This window comes from Streptomyces sp. NPDC014894, assembly GCF_043080985.1.
Taxonomy (GTDB): domain Bacteria; phylum Actinomycetota; class Actinomycetes; order Streptomycetales; family Streptomycetaceae; genus Streptomyces.
Map to the genome: position 1 here is coordinate 314,242 of NZ_JBIBWD010000010.1, position 16,133 is coordinate 330,374.

16 protein-coding genes are annotated in these 16,133 nt (G+C 69.9%); 7 read left to right on the top strand and 9 right to left on the bottom strand.

The window, feature by feature from the left end:
* Positions 1 to 54 precede the first annotated feature (54 nt).
* Positions 55 to 1,554, bottom strand: a complete 1,500-nt coding sequence (locus tag ACF089_RS24985; protein WP_392030464.1) for a peptide MFS transporter — start codon at positions 1,552 to 1,554, stop codon at positions 55 to 57.
* A 487-nt stretch (positions 1,555 to 2,041) separates the two neighbouring features.
* Here ACF089_RS24985 and ACF089_RS24990 point away from each other — a divergent pair, with 487 nt between their 5' ends.
* Positions 2,042 to 2,719, top strand: a complete 678-nt coding sequence (locus tag ACF089_RS24990) for a response regulator transcription factor (protein WP_190126986.1) — start codon at positions 2,042 to 2,044, stop codon at positions 2,717 to 2,719.
* A 543-nt stretch (positions 2,720 to 3,262) separates the two neighbouring features.
* Positions 3,263 to 4,528 (top strand): ATP-binding protein, encoded by a 1,266-nt coding sequence (locus ACF089_RS24995; RefSeq protein ID WP_392030466.1) that lies wholly within the window; start codon positions 3,263 to 3,265, stop codon positions 4,526 to 4,528.
* A gap of 76 nt (positions 4,529 to 4,604) precedes the next feature.
* Here ACF089_RS24995 and ACF089_RS25000 read toward each other — a convergent pair whose 3' ends face one another.
* Complete coding sequence (locus ACF089_RS25000; protein ID WP_392030468.1) at positions 4,605 to 5,135, bottom strand: GtrA family protein; 531 nt, start codon at positions 5,133 to 5,135, stop codon at positions 4,605 to 4,607.
* A gap of 188 nt (positions 5,136 to 5,323) precedes the next feature.
* On the opposite strand from ACF089_RS25000, the gene ACF089_RS25005 reads away from it, so the two are divergent.
* The 3 genes from ACF089_RS25005 to ACF089_RS25015 are packed head-to-tail and all read left to right on the top strand — an operon-like array spanning position 5,324 to position 8,235.
* The gene (locus ACF089_RS25005) at positions 5,324 to 6,463 is read left to right on the top strand and encodes a 5-(carboxyamino)imidazole ribonucleotide synthase (protein ID WP_392030470.1); all 1,140 of its coding nucleotides are present in this window, start codon (positions 5,324 to 5,326) and stop codon (positions 6,461 to 6,463) included.
* Positions 6,460 to 6,990, top strand: a complete 531-nt coding sequence (purE, locus tag ACF089_RS25010) for a 5-(carboxyamino)imidazole ribonucleotide mutase (RefSeq protein ID WP_392030472.1) — start codon at positions 6,460 to 6,462, stop codon at positions 6,988 to 6,990. Before ACF089_RS25005 ends, purE begins: the two co-directional genes overlap by 4 nt.
* 6 nt (positions 6,991 to 6,996) lie before the next feature.
* The gene (locus ACF089_RS25015; RefSeq protein ID WP_392030474.1) at positions 6,997 to 8,235 is read left to right on the top strand and encodes a dipeptidase; all 1,239 of its coding nucleotides are present in this window, start codon (positions 6,997 to 6,999) and stop codon (positions 8,233 to 8,235) included.
* Between the two features lie 57 nt (positions 8,236 to 8,292).
* Here ACF089_RS25015 and ACF089_RS25020 read toward each other — a convergent pair whose 3' ends face one another.
* On the bottom strand, positions 8,293 to 9,630 hold the full coding sequence (locus ACF089_RS25020; RefSeq protein ID WP_392030477.1) for a UDP-glucose dehydrogenase family protein: 1,338 nt from the start codon (positions 9,628 to 9,630) through the stop codon (positions 8,293 to 8,295).
* A 160-nt stretch (positions 9,631 to 9,790) separates the two neighbouring features.
* Here ACF089_RS25020 and ACF089_RS25025 point away from each other — a divergent pair, with 160 nt between their 5' ends.
* Positions 9,791 to 10,954: an acyl-CoA dehydrogenase gene (locus ACF089_RS25025; protein ID WP_392030480.1), complete on the top strand. Its 1,164-nt coding sequence runs from the start codon at positions 9,791 to 9,793 to the stop codon at positions 10,952 to 10,954.
* Between the two features lie 200 nt (positions 10,955 to 11,154).
* On the opposite strand, the gene ACF089_RS25030 is transcribed toward ACF089_RS25025, so the two are convergent.
* Positions 11,155 to 11,832 (bottom strand): site-specific integrase, encoded by a 678-nt coding sequence (locus ACF089_RS25030; protein WP_392030482.1) that lies wholly within the window; start codon positions 11,830 to 11,832, stop codon positions 11,155 to 11,157.
* A 321-nt stretch (positions 11,833 to 12,153) separates the two neighbouring features.
* Between ACF089_RS25030 and ACF089_RS25035 the strand changes: the two genes are divergently transcribed.
* Positions 12,154 to 13,272 carry a methyltransferase domain-containing protein gene (locus tag ACF089_RS25035; protein ID WP_392030616.1) on the top strand — a complete coding sequence of 373 codons (1,119 nt, stop codon included), beginning with the start codon at positions 12,154 to 12,156 and terminating at the stop codon, positions 13,270 to 13,272.
* Between the two features lie 281 nt (positions 13,273 to 13,553).
* On the opposite strand, the gene ACF089_RS25040 is transcribed toward ACF089_RS25035, so the two are convergent.
* The 5 genes from ACF089_RS25040 to ACF089_RS25060 form a co-directional block, all read right to left on the bottom strand.
* Entirely contained in the window at positions 13,554 to 14,027 is a 474-nt protein-coding gene (locus ACF089_RS25040) for a hypothetical protein (protein WP_392030485.1), read from the bottom strand.
* An 84-nt stretch (positions 14,028 to 14,111) separates the two neighbouring features.
* Positions 14,112 to 14,345 carry a DUF397 domain-containing protein gene (locus tag ACF089_RS25045; RefSeq protein WP_392030488.1) on the bottom strand — a complete coding sequence of 78 codons (234 nt, stop codon included), beginning with the start codon at positions 14,343 to 14,345 and terminating at the stop codon, positions 14,112 to 14,114.
* Between the two features lie 68 nt (positions 14,346 to 14,413).
* On the bottom strand, positions 14,414 to 15,271 hold the full coding sequence (locus ACF089_RS25050; protein ID WP_392030490.1) for a helix-turn-helix domain-containing protein: 858 nt from the start codon (positions 15,269 to 15,271) through the stop codon (positions 14,414 to 14,416).
* On the bottom strand, positions 15,255 to 15,785 hold the full coding sequence (locus tag ACF089_RS25055; protein ID WP_392030493.1) for a DUF6879 family protein: 531 nt from the start codon (positions 15,783 to 15,785) through the stop codon (positions 15,255 to 15,257). The genes ACF089_RS25050 and ACF089_RS25055 overlap by 17 nt, the downstream gene beginning before the upstream one ends.
* Positions 15,769 to 15,978: a hypothetical protein gene (locus ACF089_RS25060; RefSeq protein ID WP_392030496.1), complete on the bottom strand. Its 210-nt coding sequence runs from the start codon at positions 15,976 to 15,978 to the stop codon at positions 15,769 to 15,771. Before ACF089_RS25060 ends, ACF089_RS25055 begins: the two co-directional genes overlap by 17 nt.
* Between the last annotated feature and the right edge of the window lie 155 nt (positions 15,979 to 16,133).

Consider the following 16,133-nt stretch of genomic DNA (forward strand, 5'->3'; position numbering starts at 1 on the left):
ACCGGTACGGAACCGGTACGACGGGCCTCGCGCGGCCTCAGGCCGGGACGGACGTCAGTTGACGCCGCCCATGAGCGCCTTGACCTTCCGGCGCCACATGAAGATCGAGACACCCGCGAGCGCGGCGATCACACCCTGGCTGGCGAACCAGGTCTGGGTGTCCGTCGGCGCGCCGAGCAGCTGGAGCAGGGCGATCACCGAGTTGCCCGCGGTCATCGCGAGGAACCAGACGCCCATCATCTGCGAGGCGTACTTCTGCGGGGCCAGCTTGGTGGTGAGCGACAGGCCGACCGGGGAGAGGCACAGCTCACCCACGGTCTGCATGAAGTAGACCGCCACCAGCCACATCGGGGAGACCTTGGCGTCGCCCGCGGCCAGGCCCTGCGCCACCATCATCACGCCGAAGGAGCCGCCGACCAGCACCAGCGCCATGGAGAACTTCGAGATCGTGCTCGGCTCGCGGTTCCGCTTGAAGAGGGCCACCCACAGCATCGCGAACACGGGCGCGAGCGCCATCACGAACAGCGGGTTCAGCGACTGGAACCACGTCGTCGGGAACTCGAAGCCGAAGAGCGTGGGCTCGGTGTCGTTCCTCGCGAAGAGCGAAAGGACCGAACCGGTCTGGTCGTAGATCGCCCAGAACGCGGCGGCGGCGACGAAGAACCAGACGTAACTCGACATCCGGGCCTGCTCCAGCGACGACAGGTCCCTGTCGCGCTTGATCCGGAACAGGTACCAGGTCGGCAGCAGCAGACCGAGGATCGTCAGCGGCCACAGCACCCAGTCCACGGTGAACGCGCCGGCCAGGCCGACGATCGCGTACGCGGCGGCGGCGACGCCCAGCCAGATCAGACCCCGGCGCACCAGCGCCGTGCGCTCCTCGGCGGGCAGCGGCGACGGGACCTTGACGGACTCCTCGCTCAGGTGGCGGAAGCCGGTGAAGTAGAAGAGCAGACCGATCGCCATACCGACGCCGGCCATGCCGAAGCCGAGGTGCCAGTCGACCTTCTGCCCGACCCAGCCGATGGTCAGCGGGGCGAAGAAGGCACCGAGGTTGATGCCCATGTAGAAGATCGTGAAGCCGCCGTCGCGGCGCGGGTCGTTCTTGTCCGTGTAGAGCTGTCCGACCATCGTGGAGATGTTGGACTTCAGCAGACCGGAGCCGGCGGCTATGAGCGCCAGACCGATGAAGAACGACACGTCCGCGGGGACGGCGAGCAGGAAGTGACCGGCCATGATGATCACACCGGCGATGGCCGTCGCCTTGCGCGCGCCCCAGACCCGGTCGCCGAGCCAGCCGCCCGGCAGGGCGAGCAGGTACACCATGGCGTTGTAGACGGAGTAGATCGCGACCGCCGTCGCGTCCTTCATGCCGAGTCCGCCGTCGGCCACATTGGTCGACAGGTAGAGCACGAGCAGAGCGCGCATGCCGTAGAAGCTGTAGCGCTCCCACATCTCGGTCATGAACAGATTGGCCAGGCCGCGGGGGTGGCCGAGGAAGGTCCTCTCGCCGGCGGCGGGGCCGGTCGAGTCCTTCGTCAGGCTTGACGCCATGGTCGTTCCTTGCTGTCGGGACGCGCTGCTTCGATGAGCGGTACGCGCCCGGTGGGGGTGACCGGCACCGATGGGGAAACAGCCCCACCCCACGCCTGAGGGGCTCGCTCCGGCACGTGCCGGACGCGGAGGACATGTCCACACCGGGATCCACGCCCCGGGCGACTTTGCGCCCGGGGCCCGGCCCACAGGTCATTCACTGTCTGCGGGACCGGAATCTCCGGCCCCGCGCACAGAAGAGACCCTTGGCCGCGCTGCCGCTGCTCGCTGTTCGCGCGGCAGGCCAAAGGTCTCCGTGTAGTGCTACAGGCGTACTCGACACCATACGACACGACAGTGTCGGATATGAAAGGACTTGAGACATGGATCACAGGCCCTCATGGAACCGAATGCCCTGAATCGAAGGTGGTAGTCCTACCGGTCCTGGGACCCGCAGGGCGCAGAGAGAGGGCCCCGGTGTGCGGCACTCGCGGACTACCATCACTGCATGACCCGTGTACTGCTCGCCGAGGACGACGCCTCCATCTCCGAGCCACTGGCCCGCGCACTGCGCCGGGAGGGATACGAGGTCGAGGTGCGCGAGGACGGTCCCGCCGCGCTCGAAGCCGGACTCGCGGGCGGCGTCGATCTGGTCGTACTGGATCTCGGGCTGCCCGGCATGGACGGTCTCGAGGTCGCCCGGCGGCTGCGCGCCGAGGGCCACACGGTCCCCATCCTGGTGCTGACCGCCCGCGCGGACGAGGTGGACACGGTCGTCGGCCTGGACGCGGGCGCCGACGACTATGTGACCAAGCCCTTCCGTCTCGCCGAGCTGCTCGCCCGCGTCCGCGCCCTCCTCCGCCGCGGCGCCACCGAGCCCGCCCCGGCCCCCGCCACCCACGGCGTCCGCATCGACGTCGAGTCCCACCGCGCCTGGATGGGCGAGGAGGAGCTCCAGCTCACCGCCAAGGAATTCGACCTCCTCCGCGTCCTCGTCCGCGACGCCGGCCGCGTCGTCACCCGCGACCAGCTCATGCGCGAGGTCTGGGACACCACCTGGTGGTCCTCCACCAAAACCCTCGACATGCACATCTCCTGGCTCCGCAAAAAACTCGGCGACGACGCCGCCAACCCCCGCTACATCGCCACCGTCCGCGGCGTCGGCTTCCGCTTCGAAAAAAGCTGACCACCCCCTGCCGCCCGCCCCTCCGGCCCGCCCAGGCGGTCATCTTCAACCTCGCCGGGTCGGCCATCCTCAGCCCTCGCGGCCGGGCCTTCCCGGCCTCGCCAAGGCGGCTGACTCCACCTTGCCGGGTGGGGTGACTTCACCCTTGCTGGGCGAGCGACTTCAGCCCCTCCGGGCCGGCCGTCTTCAGCCTCGCGGGGTCGGCCGACTCCCCCCTCGCCCAAGGTGGCTGACTCCACCCTGTCGGTGCGGGTGTCTGCACCTCTGCCGGGTGGGGTGTCTTCGCCTCTGCCCAGGTGGTGATTCTCGGCCTCGCCTGGTGGTCATGTTCAGCCTCGCCGGCGTTTGAGGCGCGGGGGTTCGGGGGCGGAGCCCCTGGGGGTGCCCGCGCCCCGCGCACCCCGCCTGCCGCAGGCCCGACACCTCACCCCGCCCGGACGGGCACCCCCCTCCGGACCGGGCCCCCCGGGCCCGCCCCCCTCGGCAGCCCGCGAGGCATAGGCTCAGCCACAGCACCCCGACCCGCCCCGCCCGGAGGCCCCCGTGCGCCGACGACTCATCAACTCCACCCTCGCCGTCGTCCTCGTCGTCATCGCCGTCTTCGGCGTCTCCCTCGTCATCGTCGAGACCCGCACCATCACCAGCAGCGCCCAGGAGAGCGTCGACTCCGAGGCCCTCCGCCTCGCCAGCATCGTGGACAGCCTCCTCATCGGCGGCGAGAGCGTGAACCCGGACATCCTCGCCGAGCAGAGCGGCGCCAGGCGCTACGCCCTCATCGAGATCCCCGGCCGCCCCGCCATCGAGGTCGGCGACCGCCCCGCCGGCGGCGTGATCCGGGGCAAGGCCACCGGGGAGCAGGGCGAGACCGTCACCGTGGAGGAGCCCCGCTCCTCCATCACCCGGGAGGTCGGCGACAGCCTCCTGATCATCGGCGGGGTCGCCGTGATCGCCGTGATCGCCGCCGTCCTCCTCGCCGTACGCCAGGCGAACCGCCTCACCTCCCCCCTCACCGACCTCGCCGAGACCGCCGAGCGCCTCGGCTCCGGCGATCCGCGCCCCCGCCACCGCCGCTACGGAGTCCCCGAGCTGGACCGGGTCGCCGACGTCCTCGACGCCAGCGCCGAGCGCATCGCCCGGATGCTCACCGCCGAGAGACGGCTCGCCGCCGACGCCTCCCACCAGCTCCGCACCCCGCTCACCGCCCTCTCCATGCGGCTGGAGGAGATCTCCGCCACCGACGACCCGGCGACCGTGAAGGAGGAGGCGAGCGTCGCGCTCACCCAGGTCGAGCGGCTCACCGACGTCGTGGAGCGGCTGCTCACCAACTCGCGCGACCCCCGCACCGGTTCCGCCATCGCCTTCGATCTCGACGAGGTCGTCCAGCAGCAGATGGCCGAGTGGCGCTCCGCCTACCGCAGCGCGGGCCGCGCCCTGGTCAGCTCGGGCAAGCAGGGGATGCGCGCCGTCGGCACCCCCGGCGCCGTCGCCCAGGTGCTCGCCGCGCTGATCGAGAACTCGCTGATGCACGGCGGCGGCACGGTGGCGCTGCGCACCCGGGTCACCGGCAACCAGGCCGTGGTGGAGGTGACCGACGAGGGACCGGGCGTCCCCGCCGACCTCGGCGCGCGGATCTTCGAGCGGAGCATCAGCGGACGGAACTCCACCGGCATCGGACTGGCCGTGGCCCGCGATCTGGCCGAGGCCGACGGCGGCCGGCTGGAGATGCTGCAACAGCACCCCCCGGTGTTCGCGCTCTTCCTGAGCCGGGTGGCCCGCAAGCGCAAGGACGACCGGCCCACCGTCCGCTGACCGCGCACACCCCGGCCCGCGCACCCCGAACAGGCCCCGCGCGCCCCGGACAACCCCCGCGCACCCCGCAGCCCGCTCAGTGACGCGGAGCCACCGCGTCCGGCTCGATCCGCCCCGGCTTCGCCCGCCCCGGCTCCAGGAACGATTCAGCCGGCTCCGCCGCCCCGCGCTCGTCGATCGCCCGGAACACCCACGTCCGGTACGACCAGAACCGGAAGAGCGTCGCCACCCCGATGCCGATGAACTTGAAGACATTGCTCTGGAGCGGCCCGTCCCAGCCGAACCCATAGGTCGCCGCGTAGAGAATCCCGTTCTCGATCACCATGCCGACCACGCTGAACAGCAGAAACAGCGACAGCTCCCGGGTACGCCCGCTCTTGTCGCGGTCCCGGTAGGTGAAGTACCGGTACCCCAGGTAGTTGAAGACGATCGCGACCGCGTTCGCGATCAGCGACGCCCGCACCACGGGCAGCTCGGTGGTCGCGCGCACCAGATTGAAGACCGCGAGATTGACGACGACTCCCGCTCCCCCCACCGCCCCGAACTTGGCGACTTCGCGCATGAGCTGGTCGAACTGCGTGCGCAGCGCTCCGCCACGTTCACTCATAGTGAGAGTCCAGCCCCATCGGTTCGGTGTCGTCGACCCCGTCATGCTAACCAGCGGCCCGCACCCCCGCCCGGGTGCCTGAACGATGGTGTGGCGAGACCGTGACCGGGACCCCGGCGGGCGGTCACGGAGAGTGGCGATCGACCTCGGCCCGAAAAGGCCCCCGCCGTGGCCGATACGCTAGGGGGGTGACGTTCCCGGTAGTCGGCATGGTCGGCGGCGGTCAGCTCGCCCGTATGACCCACGAGGCGGGCATCCCCCTCGGCATTCGTTTCAAGCTCCTCAGCGACACCCCGCAGGACTCGGCGGCCCAGGTGGTCAGCGAAGTCGTCATCGGCGACTACCGCGACCCGGACACGCTGCGCGCCTTCGCCCGGGGCTGCGACGTGATCACCTTTGATCACGAACATGTCCCGGTGGAGCATCTGCGCGCCCTGGAGGCGGACGGCGTCCCCGTGCGCCCCGGCCCCGACGCGCTGCTCCACGCGCACGACAAGGGGGTGATGCGCGCCCGCCTGAGCGAGCTGGGAGTCCCCTGCCCCCGCCACCGGATCGTGGCGGACCCCGACGACGTGGCCGCCTTCGCCGAGGAGGCCGGCGGCTTCCCGGTCATCCTCAAGACCGTGCGCGGCGGTTACGACGGCAAGGGCGTGTGGGTCGTGCGCGGCATCGCCGACGCGGCGGACCCCTTCCGCGCCGGGGTGCCCGTCCTCGCCGAGGAGAAGGTCGACTTCACCCGCGAGCTGGCCGCCAACATCGTCCGCTCCCCGCACGGCCAGGCCGTCGCCTACCCCGTGGTCGAGTCCCGCCAGGTGAACGGCGTCTGCGACACGGTGATCGCACCCGCCCCCGATCTGGACGAGGCGCTCGCCGGCGAGGCCCAGCGGCTGGCGCTCACCATCGCCGCCGAGCTGGGCGTCGTCGGACATCTCGCGGTCGAGCTGTTCGAGACGGCCGACGGCCGCATCCTCGTCAACGAGCTGGCCATGCGCCCGCACAACTCGGGCCACTGGACCCAGGACGGCGCCGTCACCTCGCAGTTCGCCAACCACGTCCGGGCGGTGCTCGACCTCCCGCTCGGCGATCCCCGCCCCCGCGCGCCGTGGACGGTCATGTGCAATGTGCTGGGCGGCGACTATCCCGACATGTACGCGGCCTATCTCCACTGCATGGCCCGGGACCCGCAGCTCAAGATCCATATGTATGGCAAAGACGTGAAGCCGGGCCGGAAGGTGGGCCACGTCAACACCTACGGCGACGATCTCGCGGACGTCCTCGAACGCGCCCGCCACGCAGCCGACTACCTCAGAGGAACGATCACCGAATGAGCAGCACGACCCCGCTTGTCGGCATTGTGATGGGCTCCGACTCCGACTGGCCCGTCATGGAGGCCGCCGCCGCCGCCCTCGCCGAGTTCGAGGTCCCGTACGAGGTCGACGTCGTCTCCGCGCACCGGATGCCGCACGAGATGATCGCGTACGGCGAGCGCGCGGACTCCCGCGGACTCAAGGCGATCATCGCGGGCGCCGGGGGCGCGGCCCATCTCCCCGGAATGCTCGCCTCCGTCACCCCGCTGCCGGTCATCGGCGTCCCGGTGCCGCTGAAGTACCTGGACGGCATGGACTCTCTGATGTCCATCGTCCAGATGCCGGCCGGAGTGCCCGTCGCCACGGTCTCCGTCGCCGGAGCGCGCAACGCCGGTCTGCTCGCGGTGCGCGTCCTCGCCGCCCACGACCCCGAACTGCTCGGCCGGATGAAGGACTTCCAGCAGGAGCTGAACCACCAGGCCACCGAGAAGGGCAAGCGGCTGCGCGCGAAGGTCGAGGGCGCGGGCGCCTTCGGCTTCGGGAAGTAGGGCCCCATGGAGACCGAATCCGGCACCGGCACTGACACCGACACCGAGCCCGGCGCCGTCACCGACCACCTCGGCCGGGCCCGCGAACTCCTCGCCGCCCACCCCGTGGTCGACGGCCACAACGACCTCCCCTGGGCGCTGCGCGAGAAGGCCGGCTACGACCTCGACCGGCTCGACATCTCCGGCGACCGCACCGGCCAGCTGCACACCGACATCCCCCGGCTGCGGGCCGGCGGCGTCGGCGCGCAGTTCTGGTCGGTGTACGTCCGTACCGGAATGACCGGCGACGACGCCGTCAGCGCCACCCTGGAGCAGATCGACGCCGTCTCCCGGCTGCTGGAGCGCCACCCCGGGGACCTGGTCCGCGCGCTGACCGCCGACGATGTGGAGCGGGCCCGTGAGCGCGGTCTGATCGCCTCCCTGATGGGGGCCGAGGGCGGCCACTCGATCAACAACTCCCTCGCCACCCTGCGCGCCTTCTACGAGCTGGGGGTGCGCTATCTGACCCTCACCCACAACGACAATGTGCCGTGGGCCGACTCGGCGACCGACGAGCCCGGCGTCGGCGGCCTCTCCGCCTTCGGCCGTGAGGTCGTACGGGAGATGAACCGGCTCGGCATGCTGGTCGACCTCTCCCATGTCGCGGCCACCACCATGCGGGACGCGCTGGAGACCTCCGTCGCGCCGGTGATCTTCTCGCACTCCTCGGCACGGGCCGTCTGCGACCATGCGCGCAACATCCCCGACGACGTCCTGGCGCTGCTGCCCGGCAACGGCGGCGTCGCGATGGCCACCTTCGTACCGAAGTTCGTCCTCCCCGCCGCCGGACAGTGGACGCTGCGGGCGGACGAGAATCTGCGGGAGCACGGCTTCGATCATCTGGACACCACCCCGGAGGCGATGAAGCTGCACGCCTCCTTCGAGGAGGAGAACCCGCGCCCGGTCGCGACGGAGTCCACGGTCGCGGACCATCTCGACCACATGCGCGAGGTCGCGGGCGTCGACCACATCGGCATCGGCGGGGACTACGACGGCACGGCGTTCACCCCGGCCGGACTCGACGACGTCGCGGGCTATCCGCGCCTGATCGCCGAACTCCTCCGCCGGGGCTGGTCCGAGTCCGATCTCGCCAAGCTGACCTGGCGGAACGCGGTCCGGGTGCTGCGCGACGCCGAGGCCGTGGCCCGGGACGTCCGCTCCCGCCGGGGCCCGTCGATCGCCACCCTCGCCGAACTCGACGGCTGAGCGCCGGGGGTACGGGGCCGGCGCACCGGCCCCGTACCCCTCGGGAAGAGGGCGGGACTACGCGCGCGGGCGGCCCATCGCCCGGTAGGTCCAGCCGGCCTCGCGCCACTTCTCCGGGTCCAGCGCGTTCCGCCCGTCCAGCACGATCCGGCTGGTCACGGCCTTCCCCAGCTCGGCCGGGTCCAGCTCGCGGAACTCGCGCCACTCCGTCAGATGCAGCACCACGTCCGCGCCCCGCACCGCCTCCAGCGCGGAGTCCGCGTAGGCCAGCGTCGGGAAGAGCCGGCGCGCGTTCGCCATGCCCTTGGGGTCGTAGACGGTCACCTGGCCGCCCTGGAGATGGATCTGCCCCGCCACATTGAGCGCGGGGGAGTCCCGTACGTCGTCCGAGTCGGGCTTGAACGTCGCGCCCAGCACGGCCACCCGCTTGCCCAGGAACGAGCCCTCGCCCACGGACTCCCGCGCCAGCTCGACCATATGGCCGCGCCGCCGCATATTGATCGAGTCGACCTCCCGCAGGAAGGTCAGCGCCTGGTCCGCGCCCAGCTCGCCGGCGCGCGCCATGAAGGCGCGGATGTCCTTCGGCAGACAGCCGCCGCCGAAGCCGATCCCGGCCCGCAGGAACTTCGAGCCGATCCGCTCGTCGTGGCCGATCGCCTCCGCCAGCTTCACCACGTCGCCGTCGGCCGCCTCGCAGACCTCCGCCATCGCGTTGATGAAGGAGATCTTCGTCGCCAGGAAGGAGTTGGCCGAGGTCTTCACCAGCTCCGCCGTCGGGAAGTCCGTCACCACGAAGGGCGAGCCCTCCGCGATCGGGGTGGCGTACACCTCCCGCAGGGTCTTCTCCGCCCGCTCGCTCGCCACCCCGACGACGATCCGGTCCGGGTGCAGGGTGTCGTCGACGGCGAAGCCCTCCCGGAGGAACTCCGGATTCCATGCCAGCTCCACCTCGGCGGGGGCCCGCTCCGCCAGCAGCCGCGCCAGCCGGGCGGCGCTGCCGACCGGGACGGTCGACTTGCCGACCACCAGCGCGGGCCTGGTCAGCAGCGGCGCGAGGCTGCCGAACGCGGCGTCGACGTACGACATGTCACAGGCGTACTCACCGTGCTTCTGCGGAGTGTTCACACAGACGAAGTGGACATCGCCGAAGTCCGCGACCTGCTCCCACGAGTCGGTGAAGCGCAGCCGCCCGCTCGATCCCTCGATTCCCGCGACATGCCGGGCGAGCAGCTCCTCCAGGCCCGGCTCGTACATCGGCACCCGGCCGGCCGAGAGCATCTCGATCTTCTCGGGCACGACATCGAGGCCGAGCACCTCGAACCCCAGCTCCGCCATGGCCGCCGCGTGCGTCGCGCCGAGGTAGCCGGTGCCGATCACAGTGATCCTGAGGGCCATACGGAGCTCCAGTGAGGTTGGGAGAGGGCCGCACCGAGCATAGTCGGGCGCTCGGAGGGGCACCCTGTGGCTGTCGTCAAGCTCACGTATGCCCGCCGGGGGCCCGCCCCCTAAAATTGGTTACTTAACGGTAGTTAGCTCTTCTGGGGAGTGAGAGAACGTGGCCTCGACCGGTAAGCCGGACTTCGACCTGTACCGCCCGTCCGAAGAGCACGACGCCCTCCGGGACGCCATCCGCTCGCTCGCCGAGGCGAAGATCCTGCCGCACGCCGCCGAGGTGGACGAGCGCGCCCGCTTCCCCCAGGAGGCGCTCGACGCCCTCGTCACCAGCGATCTGCACGCCGTCCACGTACCGGAGGAGTACGGCGGCGCGGGCGCCGACGCGCTCGCCACGGTCATCGTCATCGAGGAGGTCGCCCGGGTCTGCGCCTCCTCCTCGCTGATCCCGGCCGTCAACAAGCTCGGCTCGCTCCCGGTGATCCTCTCCGGCTCCGAGGAGCTGAAGAACACCTACCTCCGCCCGCTCGCCGAGGGCCGCGCGATGTTCTCGTACGCCCTCTCCGAGCCGGACGCCGGCTCGGACGCGGCCGGGATGAGGACCCGGGCGGTCCGCGACGGCGACGACTACGTCCTCAACGGCGTCAAGCGCTGGATCACCAACGCCGGGGTCTCCGACTTCTACACGGTCATGGCCGTCACCGACCCGGAGAAGCGCTCCAAGGGGATCTCCGCCTTCGTGGTGGAGAAGTCCGACCCCGGGGTCTCCTTCGGCGCCCCGGAGAAGAAGCTCGGCATCAAGGGCTCCCCGACCTGCGAGGTCTACCTCGACAACGTCCGCATCCCCGCCAGTCGCATGATCGGCGCGGAGGGCACCGGCTTCGCCACCGCCATGAAGACCCTCGACCACACCCGTATCACCATCGCGGCCCAGGCCCTCGGCATCGCCCAGGGCGCGCTGGACTACGCCAAGGGCTATGTCCAGGAGCGCAAGCAGTTCGGCAAGCCCATCGCCGACTTCCAGGGCGTTCAGTTCATGCTCGCCGACATGGCGATGAAGCTGGAGGCGGCCCGTCAGCTCACCTACGCGGCGGCGGCCAAGTCCGAGCGCGTCGACGGCGATCTGACCTTCTTCGGCGCGGCGGCCAAGTGCTTCGCCTCCGACGCCGCCATGGAGATCACCACCGACGCGGTCCAGCTCCTCGGCGGCTACGGCTACACCCGCGACTACCCGGTCGAGCGCATGATGCGCGACGCCAAGATCACCCAGATTTATGAGGGCACGAATCAGATCCAGCGGATCGTGATGGCGAGGAACCTGCCGTAGTTGGGTTTTCGCAGGTCAACGGCTGTTTTTGGCGGCTTGCGAGCTGACATCGACTTCCAGTCCTTTCGGGCCCGTTTCGGCTCCTTCTTGGGCGTCATGCTGGGGAAATGCTGGGTCCGCGATGGGTCAGAAGTGGCCTCCGACCTGCACAAACAACACGGCCCCCGGCTCGATGCCGGGGGCCGTCCGCATGGGCTCTGTCAGGCTGCCTCAGTCCGCTCGGTGGGGTCGTCCGCGCCGGGTGTCAGCATCGTGGCGATGGCTGCCCGGCCCCTCTGCTCGGCCCCTTCGAAGATGTAGTGGTAGTGCTCTCTCAGTACGTCCGTACTGAGGTGGCCCATCCAGTCAGCCACGTCGTTCTCGGGGACACCCGCGTAGAGCAGACGCGAGCCGTAGTAGTGCCGCATGGCGTGCGGCTTGCAGTAGGCCACCTTTCCCCTCGTCACAGCCTCAAGCCATATCTGCCGGTAGAAGTACGAGGCGTAGAGGTACCCCGTGCGTGACACGTTGGGGAAGAGTAGGCGTTCCGGCCCCCACACCCCGTGGTTCTTGATGTGCCGTCGCAGCTCGAACGCGACATTGGGCGGGAGGGGGACTCTGAGGTTTCCGCCGTGCGAATGCCCCGACCCCGACTGTCCAGAGCGTACGCCCAGCGAACAGGCCGAACCCCGGGTGGGCAGTCCCGTGCTGGCCACGCTCCGGGCCCGCGTCCGGGAGGATAACGGCCGTCGTGCGTCGAGAAGGGGCGCGAGATGAACAAGCTCCGTCCCTACGCCGTGGCCGTCGGTATGGCCGTCGCCTATGCAGTCTGCGCGGGCCTGTTGATCGCACTCGCCTGGAATGGCCCTGACGAGACTCCGCCCCTGCCGGACACCCACCTATCAGGCTTCCCCAAGCTCGATGGAATCCGGCAGGGGCGGGCAAGACCCCGCCCGACTGACTGCGTGACGGTCGGCGGTCGGGCGGGTTGACTGAACGACAACCGGAAGGAGAAGGGCATGATCCGCAACGCCTTGAGTAACGACGGTGGCGACGGAGGCGACGGCCTGCCGGGCGAGCCTTGGCCTGGACCGCCCGCCCCGCCCACCCCGGACGGCGGACCTGGCGTCCCCAACCCCCCGAAGAAGTGAGGTAGTCACCCCGTGACTGCCAACGCACACCAGGACCGCCCCAGCCGCACCGAGCTGGGGCGTGTCCTCATGTCGGGCGGGGCCCTCCCCTCGGACTGGGCCCCCTCCTTCGCGGCCGTCCCCCGGTCGGCGTTCCTTCCTGAGCTGATGTGGCCCTTCGACATGGGCGCGGGAACGAGCGTCGCCGTGTCCCGGGCGGACGATCCGGCCACCTGGTACGGGTACGCGGACGCGGACGTACCCGTCGTCACCCAGTGGGACGACGGAAAGCACACCGGGACGGAACCCGGCCAGGTCTCCACCTCGTCCGCCTCGATGCCGAGCGTGGTGTTCCGGATGCTCCGCGACCTGGACGTACACCCCGGGAACCGGGTGCTGGAAGTCGGCACCGGGACCGGATGGAACGCGGCCCTGCTCGCCCACCGGACCGGTGCGGAGAACGTCGTCACCGTGGAGGTGGACGGAGCGGTCACCGAACAGGCTCGGGCGTCCCTCGAACGCTTCGGGGCGGGAGTAAAAGTCATCCATGGTGACGGATACGAGGGGTACGCGGAAGGCGCACCGTACGACCGGATCATCGTGACGGCCGGGGTACGCCACATTCCCTTCGCCTGGGTGGAACAGGCCCGCCCGGGCGGGCTGATCGTCGCCCCCTGGGGGACGCACTACGGGAACGGGGACACCGTGGCCCGGCTCGCCGTCGCACAGGACGGAGGCAGCGCGTCAGGGTCCTTTACGGGGCCGGTGGAGTTCATGAAGCTCCGGGCGCAACGGCTCTCTCCCGTCGTCCACAGTGACTACGTGACGGGCGGCCCGGAAGGCCGGGACGCATCATCCACGGACCTCACGGAGGACGTGTTCCTGGGGGAGCGCTTCAGCCCTCAGCGGTTCGCCGTCAGCCTCCGGATCCCGCACTGCCACCACGTGATCGCTGAGAAGCGGGACGGAGCGCGGCCGGTGTGGCTCTACGGGCTCACCGATCGCTCATGGGCGTGCGCGATGTTCCGCGACGGCGACACAGCGCGCGTCTGGCAGTCCGGACCCCGCCGTCTCTGGGACGAAGCCGAAGCCGCCCACCGGTGGTGGGAGAGCGAGGGGAAGCCGGGCCACGAGCGGTTCGGACTCACCGTGACAGCAGAAGGGCAAGCCGCCTGGCTGGACAGACCGGAGGCGTCCTGGCCGGTCTGAGGTCAATGGGCCGCATGACCAACAGAGACTGTCAACGAGTGCGGGCTGACTCAGGGACAGGAACTCTCCGAGTAGTGCACGGAACCTCATGGCGATCATGGGGAAATGCTGGGGAGACACCCCCTCAGAGGGGCATCTGTGCAGGTCAAGTTCGCATGGCCTGTAGAGCACCCAGATCTACGAGGGCACCAACCAGATCCAGCGGATCGTCATGGCCCGCAACCTGCCGTAACGCGACGCGCGCGGATCCCGGCCCCGGGCGGGCCGGGGCCCTCCCCGCGTCAGGGGCGGCGCAGGGGGCACTCCAGCTCCGGCGCCGCCCGATTCGGCGAGCAGCACACCACGGCCAGGGACAGGAACGCGGGCCGCTCCAGATAGAAGCCGTGGGACACATCGCCGCCCCGCGCCAGCCGCCCGGCCGCCGCGACGACCAGACCCGCGACCCGCGCCCCGTCCCGGTCCGCCTCGGCCGCGAACCGGTGCGCATGCTCCGCCAGCCGCTCCCCGAGCCACTCCGCGGCCCCCTTCGGCCCGTCCCAGCTGCCGCGCACCAGCCCCCTCGGCTTGATCAGCCAGTACGCCGTCTCCACCGGCGGCAGATCCACCACGGAGAACCCCGCCCTCACCTCCCGATACCGCCGCCCCGCCTCCGCGCTCCCGCCCTCCACAGGCCCTGCGGGATGCGGCGCCCGCCTCAGCGCCTCCTCGTCGAACCGCTGCTTGGGGCCGGTCCACAGATAGCCGTGATGGTGCACTGTCCCCTCCGGGAACTCCGGACCCGACGACCGCCCCGCCCCGCCCCGCTCTGCCGACGGGCGCGGGCCGCGAGCCGCTGTCCGTCAGGCCGACAGCCCGAACCGCGCCGGGTCGATGCCGGCCGCGCCCAGCTCTGCCGTGGTGAACCTCAACGGCTCGCGCCCCGGCGACTTGCTGTCCCCCAGCGCCCAGGCGTCCGGGCCGATCCTCGCGAGCGTGGCGCACGACTCCCCGTCGGGATGGGTGTTGCCGCCGCACGCCCTCGCGAATTCCACGCCCTGAATGTCGAGCGCGTACAGGTCAATTTCGTTCTGCATCGGTAGGCCCTTCAGGTCGTCGAGCGATACAGGAGAATCATCGACCTGCCGGGGCGGGAGCTCCAGCTTTATTCGCGTTGTCGGGTAAGGGATTCCGAACGGTAGGCGGCAGCCCATTCTCGGAGAAGGTCTCTGGCCTTGTCGCCGAACACGGCATGTCGCTCGTACAGGTCGAACACCTCAAGGTGTTCCGCGACATCCCTGGCGTCCTGGAAGACTATGCGGCCCGTGAAGGTCTCAGCGGTCACCAGCCGCTTGTCGTACACCGTGAACGTGTTCATCGGGCCACGAGTCAAGGGTGTGTCCAACGGGATGACGCCGATTCGTACATGAGGAAGGCAGGACAGGGAGATCAGACGGTCGATCTGCACAGCCATCGCCGTACGGGGGACCACGGCCCATCTGACGGCCTGCTCTGTCAGAAGGAACGTGAACCGTTTTGTGCCGTCATGGAGAACAGCTTGCCGTTCCAGCTTTTTCGCGACCGTCTTGGAAATGTCCACCGGTGAGTGGCCGAGGCTGGCCCTGATGTACTCGGGCGTGGCCAGCAGGCCGGTCACCATCGCGGGGAGGAAATAGCGAAGGGTCGCCGCCTCCGCTTCAAGGCCGGCCAACTCTGTCTGCCGCTTCTCCAGGCCCCGCCGCCACGACGCACGCTTCCCTTGCCATTCCGTGTTGGCCAGCCGCGCGAGGGCGGCCATTTCCGCGACCAGTTCCGAGGGGGCGTCAAGGGCTCTGAGAATCAGCTCGACATCGACCAGGCTCGGTATGATCCGGCCCGTCTCGATGTTGCTGAGCTTCGTTTGTGACATGGCGCAGCGCCGAGCGAGCCAGACCTGTGTTCGGCCGGCTCGTCGGCGCATGTCGCGGAGTGTTCTCGCCAGGTCGGCCTTCGACCGTCCCAGCTGCTCAGGGTCGAACGTCAAGGTCCTTGACGTACTCCTCGAACGGCACGGCGTGCTTCAGAGCTGTGCGCCTCCACTCCCGGTAGGCCGCCGGATCACCCTCGTACGCCTCGCGGTTGATCTGCGTGCCGTCCGGACGGAAGTTGAGATGAGCGACGCGGGTTTCGTCGAACATCCACCAGTCCCGGCCCGAAAGCGGCAGGCCGTGATCGTTCCGCGTCACGTCCAGGACCCGAATGTCCTCACCGGCGGCGATGTTGCCGGGGATGCCCCACGCGAATTGGTACCGCTGGTAGTCGGTCAGCGGTTGCCGGACGATGCGCACTCGACCGATGCGTCTGCCTGATTCGACGTATCCGCGCACCCGCTCGTGCCAGCGGACGTTGTGGTCGGCGGGCCTGCTCTCACCCCGCAGAAAGCGGGCGACGTTCTCCTGTTCCCTGGGCATGGTGTAGGTGGGCTGTGCCTCGAAACGCCATGCTTCCCGCTCGAAGGCGTCGAAGAATCCACGCCAGCTGTCACCATCCAAGAGCACGGACGGCCTCCCTCAGAATGTGCTCGGGGATCTCCACCAGGCCCTCACCGGCGGGCGGAGCGAACGCGTCGGACACCTCCCCCTGGATGACGAACGATCCCGTCCTGGTCCGGTAGACGTTCGGGCAATCGTCGTCGTCGCATTGGGGTTCGCCGGACTTGCCGGTGAGCCGGGTCAGATCCTGACGTGTCATGGTGCCCCCTCCGACACCGGGCAGGGCCGCTCCCCGCCGCTGAGACGAAGCTAGGGCGAAGGGCGAAGGTCCGTCCACGACGGCACAGGGATATTCCCGTAGTGGGGTACTTGATCTTCGAGGCGCCTGCGCACCCCCGACCGCCCGCCGCGCGG